The organism is Streptomyces sp. NPDC021225 (assembly GCF_044332865.1).
Lineage (GTDB): Bacteria > Actinomycetota > Actinomycetes > Streptomycetales > Streptomycetaceae > Streptomyces.
The window spans coordinates 45,187-59,996 of sequence record NZ_JBIRPV010000003.1 but is presented as its reverse complement, the minus strand read 5'-3'; the positions used below and the strand labels follow the sequence as shown (position 1 = coordinate 59,996).

General features: G+C 72.5%; 12 protein-coding genes. 4 read left to right on the top strand and 8 right to left on the bottom strand.

What is annotated here, in order from left to right:
* Positions 1–50 precede the first annotated feature (50 nt).
* Together ACH4S9_RS13890 and ACH4S9_RS13885 are read right to left on the bottom strand one after the other, a co-directional pair.
* Entirely contained in the window at positions 51–800 is a 750-nt protein-coding gene (locus ACH4S9_RS13890; RefSeq protein ID WP_311725341.1) for an SDR family oxidoreductase, read from the bottom strand.
* A gap of 32 nt (positions 801–832) precedes the next feature.
* On the bottom strand, positions 833–2,176 hold the full coding sequence (locus tag ACH4S9_RS13885) for an L-fuconate dehydratase (RefSeq protein WP_311725340.1): 1,344 nt from the start codon (positions 2,174–2,176) through the stop codon (positions 833–835).
* A 378-nt stretch (positions 2,177–2,554) separates the two neighbouring features.
* Here ACH4S9_RS13885 and ACH4S9_RS13880 point away from each other — a divergent pair, with 378 nt between their 5' ends.
* From ACH4S9_RS13880 to ACH4S9_RS13870, 3 genes are all read left to right on the top strand, one after another.
* Positions 2,555–3,727, top strand: a complete 1,173-nt coding sequence (locus tag ACH4S9_RS13880) for a PAC2 family protein (protein WP_385350683.1) — start codon at positions 2,555–2,557, stop codon at positions 3,725–3,727.
* A gap of 263 nt (positions 3,728–3,990) precedes the next feature.
* A complete protein-coding gene (locus ACH4S9_RS13875) occupies positions 3,991–6,705 on the top strand; it encodes a cation-translocating P-type ATPase (protein WP_398371904.1) in 2,715 nt (904 codons plus the stop codon).
* A gap of 86 nt (positions 6,706–6,791) precedes the next feature.
* Positions 6,792–7,712 (top strand): polyphosphate kinase 2 family protein, encoded by a 921-nt coding sequence (locus ACH4S9_RS13870; protein WP_398371902.1) that lies wholly within the window; start codon positions 6,792–6,794, stop codon positions 7,710–7,712.
* Positions 7,713–7,830: 118 nt separating this feature from the next.
* Here ACH4S9_RS13870 and mshC read toward each other — a convergent pair whose 3' ends face one another.
* From mshC to ACH4S9_RS13850, 4 genes are all read right to left on the bottom strand, one after another.
* Positions 7,831–9,060 (bottom strand): cysteine--1-D-myo-inosityl 2-amino-2-deoxy-alpha-D-glucopyranoside ligase, encoded by a 1,230-nt coding sequence (gene mshC / locus ACH4S9_RS13865; protein ID WP_385350674.1) that lies wholly within the window; start codon positions 9,058–9,060, stop codon positions 7,831–7,833.
* Positions 9,061–9,182: 122 nt separating this feature from the next.
* Positions 9,183–10,028 carry an SCO1664 family protein gene (locus ACH4S9_RS13860; RefSeq protein WP_311725264.1) on the bottom strand — a complete coding sequence of 282 codons (846 nt, stop codon included), beginning with the start codon at positions 10,026–10,028 and terminating at the stop codon, positions 9,183–9,185.
* Positions 9,992–10,582, bottom strand: coding sequence for a DUF3090 domain-containing protein (locus ACH4S9_RS13855; RefSeq protein WP_311725263.1), 591 nt, complete (start codon positions 10,580–10,582; stop codon positions 9,992–9,994). Before ACH4S9_RS13855 ends, ACH4S9_RS13860 begins: the two co-directional genes overlap by 37 nt.
* A gap of 129 nt (positions 10,583–10,711) precedes the next feature.
* Complete coding sequence (locus tag ACH4S9_RS13850; protein WP_311725262.1) at positions 10,712–11,458, bottom strand: histidine phosphatase family protein; 747 nt, start codon at positions 11,456–11,458, stop codon at positions 10,712–10,714.
* Positions 11,459–11,553: 95 nt separating this feature from the next.
* On the opposite strand from ACH4S9_RS13850, the gene corA reads away from it, so the two are divergent.
* The gene (gene corA / locus ACH4S9_RS13845) at positions 11,554–12,543 is read left to right on the top strand and encodes a magnesium/cobalt transporter CorA (protein ID WP_311725261.1); all 990 of its coding nucleotides are present in this window, start codon (positions 11,554–11,556) and stop codon (positions 12,541–12,543) included.
* A 75-nt stretch (positions 12,544–12,618) separates the two neighbouring features.
* On the opposite strand, the gene ACH4S9_RS13840 is transcribed toward corA, so the two are convergent.
* Together ACH4S9_RS13840 and ACH4S9_RS13835 are read right to left on the bottom strand one after the other, a co-directional pair.
* Positions 12,619–13,407, bottom strand: coding sequence for a ferritin-like domain-containing protein (locus ACH4S9_RS13840; RefSeq protein ID WP_385350668.1), 789 nt, complete (start codon positions 13,405–13,407; stop codon positions 12,619–12,621).
* Between the two features lie 260 nt (positions 13,408–13,667).
* Positions 13,668–14,717, bottom strand: coding sequence for an LLM class F420-dependent oxidoreductase (locus ACH4S9_RS13835; protein ID WP_385350666.1), 1,050 nt, complete (start codon positions 14,715–14,717; stop codon positions 13,668–13,670).
* Positions 14,718–14,810: the final 93 nt, after the last annotated feature.

The following is a 14,810-nucleotide window of genomic DNA, read 5'->3' as shown; positions in this document are numbered from 1 at the left end:
CGCTGTGCGGCGGTTGGGCCGGTGACTGTGGGCTGCCGGCCGTGGGCCGGTTACGTGGCGGGGCGCAGGCGCAGGCCCTGCATCCCCCCGTCGACGGCCAGCGCGGTGCCGGTGACGGCCGCGGCGGCGGGGCTCGCCAGATACGCGACGGCCGCGGCCACCTCGTCGGCGGACACCAGCCGTCCGGTCGGCTGCCGGGCCTCCAGGGCGGCGCGCTCGGCGGCCGGGTCGGCGGCCTGGCCGAGCAGCCGGCCGACCCAGGGGGTGTCGACGGTGCCGGGGTTGACGCAGTTGACGCGGATGCCGTCGCGCACATGGTCGGCGGCCATGGCCAGGGTCAGCGAGAGCACGGCGCCCTTGCTGGCGCTGTAGGCGGCGCGCTGCGGCAGCCCCGCGGTGGCCGCGATCGAGCAGGTGTGGGTGATGGAGACGCTGCCGGGCCGCTCGGCCGCGGCGGCGCGCAGATGGGGCAGCGCGGCCCGGGCGGTACGGACCAGGCCCAGGACGTTGACGTCCAGCACCCGCAGCCACTCCTCGTCGGAGTTGTCCTCGACGGTGCCGATGGCGCCGATCCCGGCGTTCCCGACGACGGTGTGCAGCACGCCGAACTCGGCGACGGCCTCGGCGACCCCGTTGCGTATCGCCTCGTCGGAGGTGACGTCGGCCTTCACCGGGAGGGTGCCGGCCGGGGCGCCGGCCGGGTCGCGGTCGAGCACCGCGACCCGCGCGCCGCCGTCGCGCAGCCGGGCGGCGATCGCGGCGCCGATACCGGAGGCGCCGCCGGTGACGAGCGCGGCCATGCCCTCGAAGTCGCCGGTCGGGTGGGCCTGGTTCACGAGGTTCCCTCCTGTTGTGCGGCGTTCCGGGCCTGCCATTCGGGCCCGTCGGGATAGCGGTAGGCGGCGATGGACTCGGGGTGCATCCGGGCGGAGAAGCCGGGCTCGGCCGGGGCGCGGTAGCGGCCGCGCTCGATGACGACCGGGTCGGCGAAGTGTTCGTGGAGGTGGTCGACGTACTCGATGACCCGGTCCTCCCAGCTGCCCGAGACCGCGACGAAGTCGAACATGGCCAGGTGCTGGACGAGTTCGCACAGGCCCACGCCGCCGGCGTGCGGGCAGACCGGCACCCCGTACTTGGCGGCGAGCAACAGGATCGCCAGGTTCTCGTTGACGCCGGCCACCCGTGCCGCGTCGATCTGCACGAAGTCGACGGCGCCGGCCTGGAGCAGCTGCTTGAACACCACGCGGTTGGCGACATGCTCGCCGGTGGCGACCTTGACGGGCTGTCCGCTGCGGATGGCGGCGTGCCCGAGGACGTCGTCGGGGCTGGTGGGCTCCTCGATCCAGTGCGGCTCGTACGGGGCGAGGGCGCGCATCCAGCGCAGCGCCTCGGCGACGTCCCAGCGCTGGTTGGCGTCGACCGCGATCCGCACCTCGGGGCCGACGGCCTCGCGCGCCAGGCGCATCCGGCGCAGGTCCTCGTCGAGGTCGCCGCCGACCTTGAGCTTGATCTGGCCGAAGCCGTCGGCGACGGCCTCCTGGGCGAGCTTGATCATCTTCTCGTCGGAGTAGCCGAGCCACCCCGGGGAGGTGGTGTAGGCCGGATACCCTCGCTCGCGCAGTTGCGCGGCGCGCTCGGCGCGGCCCGGCTCGGCGGCGCGCAGGATCTCCAGCGCCTCCTCGGGGGTGAGGGCGTCGGAGAGGTAGCGGAAGTCGACCAGTTGGACCAGGTCCTCCGGCGGCATGTCGGCGAGGAACTGCCACAGCGGCTTGCCCGCCTGCCGGGCGGCCAGGTCCCAGGCGGCGTTCACCACCGCGCCGGCCGCCATATGCATGACCCCCTTCTCGGGGCCGAGCCAGCGCAGCTGCGAATCGTGTGTCAGATCCCGGTAGAGCGCGCCCAGGTCGGCCGCGGTCAGCGGGGCGGGGCGGCCCACGACATGGGGGCGCAGCGAGCGGATCGCGGCCGCGGTGACATCGTTGCCACGGCCGATCGTGAAGACGAAGCCATGTCCCTCGGCCGGGGCGCCGCCGGTCTCGTCCTGCGCATCGGTGCGCAGCACGACGTACGCCGCCGAGTAGTCGGGGTCGGGGTTCATGGCGTCCGAGCCGTCAAGCTCTTCCGAGGTGGGGAACCGGACGTCATGGACCTCGATCTCGGTGACGGTCGGGCGCAATCTCAACAGTGACTCCCTGCGTAACATGACTGACGCCGATAGAACATCGGACCTTTGGCGGTGATCCGATGTATAGCGCTGCACGGGCCCGGCCGTCCAGAGGTCTGCGCGAACTTTCCTCGAACCGATCGGGCAACAGGTCGGATGAATCTGGGCCTACGCTTGTGCCTGCCCTGCTCCCTACCCCTTCCTCACCCCTTCGCCGCCTTTTCCTCGCCGCTTCGCCGCCTTTTCCCCGCGCCTTCCTCGCTCCCTTCCGCACCCTCACATGGGGGCTGCGGCGCCAGGCCCCGGAAGCCTTAGGCTTGGGACGCACGCGAATGGAACTGCAACCGGAGGCGGTACGACCCGTCCGCCCCGGTCGGAAGGAGGCGCTGGGTGATCGAGCTTGAGGGGGTTCCCGAGCTGATCGACCCGGTCATGATCTGTGCCTTCGAGGGCTGGAACGACGCCGGAGACGCCGCCTCCACGGCGGTCGGGCACCTGGATCGGGAATGGAAGGGCGAGGTCTTCGCCGCGCTCGACGCGGAGGACTACTACGACTTCCAGGTCAACCGGCCCACCGTGGCGCTCGAGGGGGGCATCCGCAAGGTCACCTGGCCGACCACCCGGCTCTCGGTGGTCCGCGCCGCGGGCGGCGACAAGCCGCGCGACCTGGTGCTGGTGCGCGGCATCGAACCGAGCATGCGCTGGCGGTCGTTCTGCAACGAGATCCTCGGGTACGCCCATGAACTGGGCGTCGAGATGGTCGTGGTCCTCGGCGCGCTGCTCGGCGACACCCCGCACACCCGGCCGGTGCCGGTCAGCGGCGTCACCTCCGACCCGGATCTGGCCCGCAGCCTCGACCTGGAGGAGTCGCGGTACGAAGGCCCGACGGGCATCGTCGGCATCCTCCAGGAGGCGTGCACCCACGCGGGCGTCCCGGCGGTGAGCCTGTGGGCGGCCGTGCCGCACTATGTCTCGCAGCCGCCGAACCCCAAGGCCACCCTGGCGCTGCTCAACCGCCTCGAGGACCTGATCGGTGTGCGCATCCCGCTCGGCGAGCTGACGGAGGACGCGCGCGCCTGGCAGCTGGGCGTCGATCAACTCGCCTCGGAGGACAGCGAGGTCGCGGAGTACGTCCAGTCCCTGGAGGAGGCGCGCGACACCGCGGAGCTGCCGGAGGCGTCCGGCGAGGCGATCGCCCGCGAGTTCGAGCGCTATCTGCGGCGGCGGGACGGCCAGCCGGGCCCGGGCGGACACGCGACGGACGCGGGCGGGATCGCGGACCGGGGGGACGGGGTCGCGGGCGGCTCGGGCTCGTATCTGCGCGACGCCTCCGGCCCGGGTGCCGGCCCCGGCACGGGCAGCGGCCCCGGCACCGGCTCCGCGCGGCCGCGCAGGCCCTCGGCGCAGGACGAAGCGGCACAGGACGAAGCGGCGGGGGACGGCGCGGCGCAGGACGGCGCGGCCCAGGACGGCGCGGCCCAGGACGGCCCGGCCCAGGAGCCGGGCACGGGCGGCGGCGAAGGGGACGAGGGCGGCCGCGACCGCCCCGACGACCAGGACTGACCGGCTCTGACCAGCGCTGAGCAGCAGTGAGCAGCACTGACCGGCGCTGGCCAGGACTGACCGGCAGAGCCCCGATGACTGCCCGGGTGACGCGGTGACGCGGCCCCGGGCAGCACACGGGCAGCCCCTGGGGCGGATCTCCCGGAGCGCCCCGCCCCGCCGCCCGAACGGCCCCGCCCGTTCCCGCGAATGGCCGCCCCGCGATTGTCGCGCCCCCCGTGACGCCGCAGCGTGGCCGTACCGGAAGAAAGGGCTGGGCGGCGATGGCGGGAGACGAGGCCTGGTACGCGCGCACGCCGCAGGAGGCGGCGGCCGCACTCGGGGTGGATCCGGCGGTCGGGCTGCCCGCCGCGCGGGCGGCCGAACTACTGGCCGCGCACGGCCGGAACGCGCTGCCCGAGGAGAAGCCGCCGCCGACCTGGCGGCGCTTTCTCGCGCAGTACCGCAGCTATATGCAGATCATTCTCGTGATCGCCGCGGTGGTCTCCTTCGCGATCAAGGAGTGGAGCACCGGGATCCTGCTCGCCGCGCTGACCCTGCTGAACGCGGTCGTGGGCCTGCGCCAGGAGGGCAAGGCCGAGAGCGCGATGAACGCGCTGAAGTCGATGATGGAAGTGACCGCCCGGGTGCGGCGCGACGGGACCGAGTCACAGATCCCGGCCGAGGAACTCGTCCCCGGCGACATCGTGCTGATCGCCGCGGGCGACCAGGTGGCGGCGGACGGCCGGATCGTCGAGGCCAACACCCTCCAGATCGACGAGTCCGCGCTCACCGGCGAGAGCGTCCCCGCCGTCAAGGACGCCGGCACGCGGCCTGGCACCGGACTGGCGCCGGGCGACCAGACCAACATGGCGTTCATGAACACCCCGGTGACGCACGGCAGCGGCGTGCTGATCGTCACCGGGACCGGCGAGCACACCGAGCTCGGCAAGATCTCCGGGATGCTGTCGACCACCGCGCGGGAGGAGTCGCCGCTCACCAGTGAGCTCAACACCCTGACGCTGTGGATCGCGGGGGCGGCCGGCCTGACCATGATCGTGATGTTCGCCCTCGGCCGCGGCCGGGGCGAGGCGTGGGACGCGCTGTTCATCAGCGCCGTGTCGCTGGCCATCGCGGCGATCCCCGAGGCGCTGCCGACGGTGACCCAGGTGATCCTGTCCGTCGGCAGTCTCAGCCTGGCCAGGCGCAACGCGATCGTGAAGGAGCTGCCCTCGGTCGAGACCCTGGGGTTCACCTCGGCGATCAACTCGGACAAGACCGGCACCCTGACGATGAACCAGATGACCGCCGTCGAGGTCATCAGCCCCACCGACCGGTACACGGTCTCCGGCAGCGGGTACGGCCTGGAAGGGCGCGTCCACCACGCCGCCGGCTCGTCCGCGGGCATCGAGGACGCGATCCTCCCCTATGTGGTGGCCAACGACGCGGAACTGGTCGACGGCCAGGTCGTCGGCGACCCGACCGAGGGCGCGCTGCTCGTGCTCGGCCACAAGGCGGGCCTGGACATCGGGGCCACGCGGGAGCGGCTGTCCCGCCTCGCCACGCTGCCGTTCGACCCGGACTACAAGCTGATGGCCACCTTCAACTCCACCGTCGACGCCTCGGGCCGGCCGGTGGTGCGCTGCTTCGTCAAGGGCGCGGCGCCCGCGGTGATGGCGCGGGCCGCCACCGCGCTCTCGGGCGGCGAAAGCATCCCGTGGGACGAGGGGCTGCGCCGGCGCGCCGAGGAGGCGACCGAGCGGATGGGCGCGCAGGGGCGCCGGGTGATGGCGGCCGCCATCCGCGATCTGGCCCCGGAGCGGTTCCACCCCGACGGGGACCTCCTGGCCCTCGTCACCGACCTGAAGATGACGAGCCTGGTCGGCATGGTCGACCCGCCGCGTGCGGAGTCCCGGGACGCGGTGGCCAGCGCCCAGCAGGCCCATATCCGGGTCCGCATGGTGACCGGGGACGATGTCACCACCGGCGCCGCCATCGCCCGGCAGCTCGGGATCCCCGGTGAGGCCGTCCTGGGCGCCGACTTCGCCGCGCTGCCGGAGGACGAGCAGCTGGCCCGGATCGACGACATCGGCGTGGTCGGGCGTGTCGCCCCCGAGCACAAGGTGCAGCTCGCGGCCACGCTCAAGAAGAAGGGCGAGGTCGTGGCGATGACCGGCGACGGCGTCAATGACGCGCCCGCCATCAAGGCCGCCGACATCGGCATCGCGATGGGCAGCGGCACGGACGTGGCGAAGAACGCCGGCCGGATGATCCTTTCCGACGACAACTTCTCCACGATCGTCTTCGCCGTGGAGGAGGGCCGGAAGCTGTACGACAACCTGACGAAGTACATCCGGTTCGTTCTGCTGCTGCTGGTCGCCTTCGTGCTGACCTTTCTCGGCGCCACCGTCTTCAACATCGCCTCGGGTGAGCCCTTCCCGCCGCCGCAGGTCCTGTGGATCCACTTCATCGTGAACGCGCCCTTCGGCTTCGCTCTGGGCTTCGACCGGCAGAGCCCGGGGCTGATGCGCCGTACCCCCCGCCCTCGCGGGGAGTCCGTGCTGACCAGGGCCGTCATGCTCACCGTCGGCCTCAGTGGGCTGGCTCTCACCGTCATCCTGCTCGGCCTGATCAAACTGGGCGAGACCCGTTTCGGCAGCGTCCACATCGGCAGCTCCATCGCGTTCACCGCCTTCGCGCTGTGCCTGATCGTCGCGGCCTTCGAATGCCGCAGCGAGACCGGCTCCGTGCTCACCGCGACCACCTTCGACAGCAAGCAGATGAACTGGACCGCCCTGGCCCAGTTCGTGCTCGCCGTCATGGCCACCCAGCTCGACGGCTTCCGCCGCATCCTGGGCACCACCAGCCTGGACGCCCGCCAGTTCGGCTGGGCCCTGCTGTCCGCCGTGGTCTTCCTCGGCCTGTGGGAATTCGGCAAGCTCCTCGCCCGCCGTGCCCGGACCGCCGTCCGGACGGCTCCGGCCACGCAGCCCGTCTGACGGCGGCCGAGGCCCACCGGCGCGTTTGACGTGCCACTCCGCAGGGCGGAGTGTGACAAACAGGACGAAGAGAGGGGCTGTCGGCGATGGCGGACAAGAGGGCCGAGCGCATCGCGGAGTTCATCGCGCCGCTGCGGGTGAAGCCGGGGTCGACCGTGGACCTGGTCGCGGACTTCGACCCCCGCTACAAGGCCGGTCTGAACAAGCAGACCGGCGTCGAGCTGCTCCGGACCGGGGTGTCGCTGCTGGCCGAGTACCAGACGCGGCTGGCCGCTCAGGACACGTACGGGGTGCTGCTCTGTCTCCAGGCGCTCGACGCCGGGGGCAAGGACGGCACCATCCGCCATGTCATGAGCGGGGTCAACCCGCAGGGCGTGCGGGTCAGCAGCTTCAAGGTGCCCTCCTCCGAGGAGCTCGACCACGACTATCTGTGGCGCTACGCCCGCAGGCTGCCCGCGCGCGGCGACATCGCGATCTTCAACCGTTCGCACTACGAGGAGGTTCTCGTGGTCCGGGTGCACCCGGAGGTCCTGGACCGGCAGAAGCTGCCGTCCCGGCCGTCGGGGCGGCGGCTGTGGGAGCACCGTTACCGCGAGATCAACAACTGGGAGCGCTATCTCACCGACAACGGGTTCAAGGTGGTGAAGATCCTCCTGAATCTGTCCAGGGAGGAGCAGCGCCTCCGCTTCATGAAGCGGATCGACCTGCCGGAGAAGAACTGGAAGTTCTCCGCGGCCGACATCCGGGAGCGCCGGTGGTGGGACGACTACCAGCAGGCGTTCTCCGAGATGCTGTCGGCCACGAGCACGTCGTGGGCGCCCTGGTACGTCGTACCGGCGGACCGGAAGTGGTTCGCCCGCATCTGCACGGCGGCGGTGCTGGCGCACACGCTGATCGAGATCGATCCGCAGTACCCGAAGGTCGACGCCAAGGCACGGAAGGAACTGCTCACCGCCAGGCGTGAGCTGGAGGCGGAGGCCCCTGAGGGCGCCCCGCCCGCCCCGTAGGCGGCGCGGCACCCGGCGCCGGGCCGGGCCGGGGACCACGGCTGAGACCCGGCGGCCCCCGGCCCGGTGGCACGGGCACGGGGGCCGCCCTTGAGGACTCTTCCAGCCCTTACAGGGCCTACAGCGCGACGCCGAGCAGCGCGTCCACCGCGCGGGACACCAGTCCGGGCGCGCCCTCGTCCGTGCCGCCCTCGGACTCCTGCGCCGCCGCCCAGCGGTCGACCGCGGCGAGCGCGGACGGGGCGTCGAGGTCGTCGGCCAGGGCGGTGCGGATCTCGTCGAGGAGGGCGTCGGCAGGGGGGCCGTCGGGGCGGGAGACGGCGGCGCGCCAGCGCGCGAGGCGCTCCTGGGCCTCCTGGAGGACGCCGTCGGTCCACTCCCAGTCCGCGCGGTAGTGGTGCGCGAGGAGGGCCAGGCGGATCGCCGCCGGGTCCACGCCGTCGCGGCGCAGCGCGGAGACGAAGACGAGGTTGCCCTTGGACTTGGACATCTTCTCGCCGTCGAGGGCGACCATGCCGGCGTGCACATACGCCTTGGCGAACGGCCGCTCCCCGGTGAGCACCTGGGCGTGCGAGGCGCCCATCTCGTGGTGCGGGAAGGCGAGATCGGAGCCGCCGCCCTGTACGTCGAAGCCCATGCCGAGGTGGTCGAGGGCGATGGCCACGCACTCTATGTGCCAGCCGGGGCGGCCGCGCCCCAGGGATCCGCCGTCCCAACTCGGTTCGCCCGGGCGGGCGGCCAGCCACAGCATGGGGTCCAGGGGGTTCTTCTTGCCAGGGCGGTCCGGGTCGCCGCCGCGCTCGGCCGACAGCAGCCGCATGGCCTCGGCGTCGAGTCCGGAGACCGAGCCGAAGGACGGGTCCGACTCGACGGAGAAGTAGACGTCGCCCTCGAGCTCGTAGGCGGCGCCCGCGTCGCGCAGCCGCTCCACGAGCGGAACGATCCCCGGGATCGTCTCCACGGCGCCTATGTAGTGGCGCGGCGGCAGCATCCGCAGGGCCGTCATGTCCTCGCGGAACAGGGTGGTCTCGCGCTCGGCGAGGGCCGTCCAGTCGTCGCCGTTCGCCTCGGCCCGCTCGAGCAGGGGATCGTCGATATCGGTGACGTTCTGGACGTAGTGAACCTGCCGCTTGGTGTCGAGCCACACGCGTTGCACAAGGTCAAACGCGTTGTAGGTCGCCGCATGTCCCATGTGGGTGGCGTCGTACGGGGTGATACCGCAGACGTAGATACGGGCGACGGGGCCGGGGTCGAGGGTGATCGCTCCCCCGGTCGCGGTGTCGTGGATCCTCAGGTCGCGGCCTCTGCCAGGCAGGGCGGGCACCTCGGAAGCGGGCCAGGCATACATGTGTCGAGCGTAACCGGATGCCGCTTCCGGATACGAACCGGATGGCCCCTAGTTGGCTCGATAGGCGGTCTTGCGGAATCGCCCGTGACCTGCTGTGTCTGCCGACTCTGCCCGGTACGCCGTCAGACCGGGGGCCAGGGGATGGCGGGCCACTGCCCGCTGGGCTTGGGGTGACACCCGGACCGCAGCAGGGCCGCGACCCGGGCGCGCAGCGCCGCGATCTCGGCTTCTGTGATCAGCTCGGCCAGCCGGGCGGTGAGCGGATCGCCGTCGGCCAGCCGGTCCGCGAGCCGCCGCAGCACGGTGAGCGCCTCGTCGGACAGCGGCTCCCCCGCCCAGCCCCACAGCAGGGTGCGCAGCTTGTCGTCGGCGTTGAAGGTCACACCGTGATCAATCGCATAGAGCCGCCCGTCGGGGGCGGGCAGCAGATGCCCGCCCTTGCGGTCGCCGTTGTTGATCACGGCGTCGAGGACGGCCAGCCGGCGCAGCCGCTCGTCGTCGGCGTGCACCAGCAGCGCGGTGCGGCCCTCCTCGACCTCGGCGAAGGCGACGGCCTTCCAGCCCGGGCCCGGCTCGTCTCCGTCGACGAGCGCGAGCAGCTCCGGGGCGTCGTCGCCGTCCTCGCCGGTGGCCGCCTCGATCCACAGCTGGCACATGCCCTGCCCGTACGGCCCGTCCCGCAGCACGGTCGGCGGCACCAGGCCCCACCCGGTGGCCTCGGAGAGCTCGTAGGCCGCGACCTCGCGCTGGGCGAGGGTGCCGTCCGGGAAGTCCCACAGCGGGCGCTCCCCGGCCACCGGCTTGTAGACGCAGGCGGCGCTGTGGCCCTCGTACTCGACCGTGCAGTACAGCACGGCGTTGGACGCCTCCCGGACCCGGCCGCGCACCGTCAGCTCACCCCGCGCCAGCAGCTCGGACGGCTCCGGAGGCGTCACGCCCCGCGGCGATATCCGTTCTGGCGCGGACATACGTGTCCCTCCGGGTCGAGCGGCAGACTGCACAGCGGGCACGGCGGGCGGCCGGCGTTGACGACCTCCAGGGCGCGCTTGGCGAACGCGCGCGCCTGGGGCCCGGTGAGCCGCACCCGGAGCATCGGCGGCCCGTTGACCTCGTCCTGGAGCAGCCGCTCCTCGGCCTCGGCGAGGTCCTCCTCGGACTCCGCCTCCAGCTCGACGAGGGCCTGCGCCTCCACGATCATGCGCTGCTCCTCGCCGTCCCAGGCGAGCGCCATGGTGCCGACGCGGAACTCCTCCTCCACCGGGACCTCCAGCGGCGCGGTGTCGGAGAGGTCCGGGGGCGCGACGGCGGGCACCGGGGCGTTTCCGCCGGTGCGCCGCACCACCTCGTCCAGCAGCTCGTCTATCCGCTCGGCGAGCGCGGCGACCTGGGTCTTCTCAAGCGCGACGCTGGTGGTCCGGCCGCCCCCTGACGCCTGGAGGAAAAAGGTGCGGCGCCCGGGCAGCCCGACCGTGCCGGCGACGAAACGGTCCGGCGGGTCATAGAGGAACACCTGACGGGACAACGTCCTGCTCCATTTGGTTCGACGTGGTTTTCAGGGTTTTGGGTGTCGACTGCTGGGGTCGCGCGACTGCCCGGCCACGGCTGTGCGCGGTTGGGCAGCGCCGCGGCACCACCCTACTGCGCTCGGCGATCACGGTGCTCCCGCGCCGCCGCCCACCTCCGCGTCCCCGGCCCGGTCTTCGTCCGTGCCGCCGCCCACGTCCGCGCTCGTGTCTTCGGCAGCCTCGGCGCCCGCGTCGTCCTGCCGGGGTGCGAGGGAGCCGAAGTCGCCGGTGTCGCCGAGCCGCACGAGGAAGGGGCGCAGCCGGGTGTAGCGGACGGCGGTGACCGAGCAGGGCTCGACCGAGATGCGCTGGAAGAGATCCAGGTGCAGGCCGAGCGCGTCGGCGATGAGCGCCTTGATGACGTCGCCGTGCGAGCACATCAGGTAGACCGCGTCGGCACCGTGCTCCTCCTCGATCCGGGCGTTCCAGTCGCGCACCGCGTCGACCGCGCGCGCCTGCATGGCCCGCATGGATTCGCCGCCCGGGAAGGCGGCGGCGGAGGGGTGCTGCTGGACGACCTTCATGAGGGGCTCGTCGGCGAGCTCGGCGAGCTTGCGCCCGGACCAGTCGCCGTAGTGGCACTCCCCGATGCGCTCGTCGGTGTGCAGGGGCAGCTCGGGCCGGGCGGCCAGCAGCGGGGCCAGGGTCTCCCGGCAGCGCTGGAGCGGGCTGGTGACGGCGGCGGCGAGCGGCAGAGCGGCGAGCCGCCCGGGCAGGGCCTCGGCCTGGGCCGTGCCGCGCTCGTCGAGGGCGACGCCGGGCGTCCAGCCCGCGAGGACTCCCGCGGTGTTTGCGGTGGACCGGCCGTGCCGGACGAGGATCAGCGTGGGCATGCCTGCCACCCTACGGCCCCCGCACCGCGCCTCCGGGGGCCGCCCGGGGCCGCCCGGAGGGCCTCCCCGTGCGCTTTTGCCGTAAGCGGGGCAGAATGCCCCGCGTGATCGTGGACTGTGCCATCTACCGGGACGGGCGGCGTACCGAGGGGCCCGCCGACTTCTCCGACGCCCTCGACCAGGCGAGAGCGTCCGGTGACTCGTTCCTGTGGATCGGCCTGCACGAGCCGACGGAGAAGGAGTTCGAGCTGGTCACCAGCGAGTTCGGGCTGCACCCGCTGGCCGTCGAGGACGCGCTGCGCGCCCACCAGCGGCCCAAGCTGGAGGTCTACGACGACTCGCTGTTCCTGGTGCTCAAGCCGGTCGAGTACGACGACGCGGCGGACACCGTGACCGCCGGAGAGCTGATGGTGTTCGTCGGCGACTCGTTCGCGGTGACCGTGCGGCACGGCCGGGCCAATCCGCTGAGCGCGGTCCGCGAGCGGCTGGAGAAGACCCCCGAGGTGCTCCAGCACGGACCCACGGCCGTGATGTACGCGGTGTCCGACGCGGTCGTGGACCATTATCTGGACGTGGCCGACTCACTCCGTGTGGACCTGGACGAGCTGGAGACGGAGGTGTTCGGCCCGTCGGGGGCGGTGGCGAACACGGCCGGGCGGATCTACGCCTTCAAGCGCCAGGTGCTCGAATTCCGGCGGGCCACAGGCCCGTTGGCGGACCCGATGGCGCGGCTCGCGGGTGCGGGGGTGCCGTTCGTCGACGAGGGGTCGCGGCCGTTCTTCCGTGACGTCAGCGACCATCTGACCCGGGTGAACGAGCATGTCGAGGGGCTCGACCGGCTGCTGTCGGACATACTCGCCGCGCATCTGGCGCAGATGGGTGTGCGGCAGAACGACGACATGCGGAAGATCTCGGCGTGGGCGGCGATGGCCGCGGTGCCCACGCTGATCGCCGGGGTCTACGGCATGAACTTCAAGCACATGCCCGAGCTCAGCCAGCCCTGGGGCTATCCGGCGGCGCTGATGCTCATGATCGTGGCGGTCTTCGGGCTGTACCGCTTCTTCAAGGGACGCGGCTGGCTCTGAGCGGCCGACTCTGAGCGGCTGGCTCTGACCGGGGTGGCGCCGTGGCCGACCGGCCAGGAGCGGGACGTACGCGGGCTAGGCGAACTCGGGGGCGGGCGTCGCGGGCCCGCCGAGCGCGTCCCGCCGCTCGGGCATCCGCAGCGCCACCATGCGCCGCCAGCCGCCGAGCCGCTCGAACACGTACAGGGCGCGGATGCCCGCCGCCAGCAGCGCCGCTCTGGCCCTCGACCAACCCAGGATGCGGCCCATGCGCGCCATCACGGCGAGGCCGACGTCGCGGTGGACCCGCGATTCGGCAAGCGCGCACTCCTTGAGGGCGCGCTGAATGGTCCGGCCGTGCCCGGCGATGGCCAGGCGCAGCAGTTCCTCGTGGCAGTAGGCGAGGTGGTTGTCCTCGTCGCCCGAGATCATCCCGATCGCGCGGCCGAGGAGCGGATCGTCCCCGAAGTACCGGCACAGCTGCGCCATCTGGCCGGCGGCCCGCTGCTCGGTGACCCGGCTGTGGGCGAGGTAGATGACGATGTCGCGCTCGGTCAGCGGCTCGTCGCGGCGCAGCTTGTCGTGGGCGAGGCCGATGCCGCGCGCTTCGAGCAGCATCGTGTAGTCGGTCTCGCGCGGGATCTCGACCGGGTCGAGGCCGCGCCGGCGCAGCAGGGCGTTGAAGATCCTGCCGTGCTTGTCCTCGTCCGCGCCGTGCCGGGCGATCTTCGGGGCGAGGGCGCGCTGGCTCTCCGGCACGAGGGCGGCGATCCGTCCGTTCTCCCAGCCGCCCTGGGCCTCGCCGCTGGCGGCGATGGAGCAGAAGAGCCGGAACGACTCGTCGTTGTCGAGGATCTCCTGGAACAGCTTCTTCGCCGAGAGCATCTCCGCCACCTCCGTGCACGGCGTCGCACGACGTTCCGCGCAGCAAAAGTCAAATGCCGCGGGTCGGCGGCGGCAACAGATGGGCGGCCCGGCTGCGCCGGACGGACGAGTGGGAGGGCGCCGGGCCCGCGTAACCGCGCGGGCCCCGAGGCGTTGTGCTGAGTGACGGCCGTGGCGGGGAAGACACCCCGAGCCCCCACCACGGCCGTAGATCCCCCCCGGCTTCCCCGGCCCGGCCGGTGTCCCCCGCCGGAACGCCTCTAGGCCAGCCCGGCTCGCTCCAGGGCCTCGACGCCCGCGCGGAGGCCCGCGAGGCGCTCGTCGAGGGTGAAGCCCGACGGGGACAGCGAGAGCGTGGTGACCCCGGCCTCGGCGTAGGCCCGCATCCGGTCGGCGATGCGCTCGACGGGCCCGAGCAGCGCCGTGGAGTCGATCAGCTCGCGCGGGATGGCGGCCGCGGCGCCCTCCTTGTCGCCGGTCAGGTACTTCTCCTGGATCTCGGCGGCCTCCTTCTCGTACCCCATCCGCCGCGCCAGCTTGTTGTAGAAGTTCTGCTTCGCGCTGCCCATGCCGCCCACGTACAGCGCGGTGTAGGGGCGGAAGCGGTCCGCGAGGTCGTCGATGTGCTCGCCGACCGCCATCGGCACGGTGGGCACCAGGTCGAAGCCGTTCAGGTCCTTGCCGGCCTTCTCCCGGCCCGCGCGGATCGGGCCCAGGGTCGTCGCCTCGGCGTGCTCGGGTGCGAAGAAGACGACCAGCGCGCCGTCCGCGATCTCACCGGTCTGCTCGAGGTTCTTCGGGCCGATGGCGGCGATGTACAGCGGGATGTGCTCGCGCACCGGGTGCACGGTGAGCTTGATGGGCTTGCCGGGGCCGCCGGGCAGCGGCAGGGTCCAGTTCTCGCCCTCGTGGGTCAGTCGCTCGCGGGACATGGCCTTGCGGATGATCTCCACGTACTCGCGGGTGCGGGCCAGCGGCTTGTCGAAGCGCACGCCGTACCAGCCCTCGGAGACCTGCGGTCCCGAGACGCCGAGGCCGAGCCGGAAGCGGCCCCCGGAGAGCGAGTCGAGGGTCGCCGCGGTCATCGCCGTCATCGCGGGCGTACGGGCCGGGATCTGGAAGATGGCGGACCCGACGTCGATGCGCTCGGTCTGCGCGGCCACCCAGGAGAGCACGGTGGCGGCGTCGGAGCCGTACGCCTCGGCGGCCCAGCAGACCGCGTAGCCGAGGCGGTCGGCCTCCCGGGCGACCGCGAGGTTGTCCGCGTCCATCCCGGCGCCCCAATAGCCGAGGTTGATTCCGAGCCTCATGCCGCACCCCTTACCCATCAGTAACGTCCTTGTCGCCCGGACTCTAGCGCGCCGCGTCGGGGTACGTCAGGACCGGGTTATCCACAGGCCGAA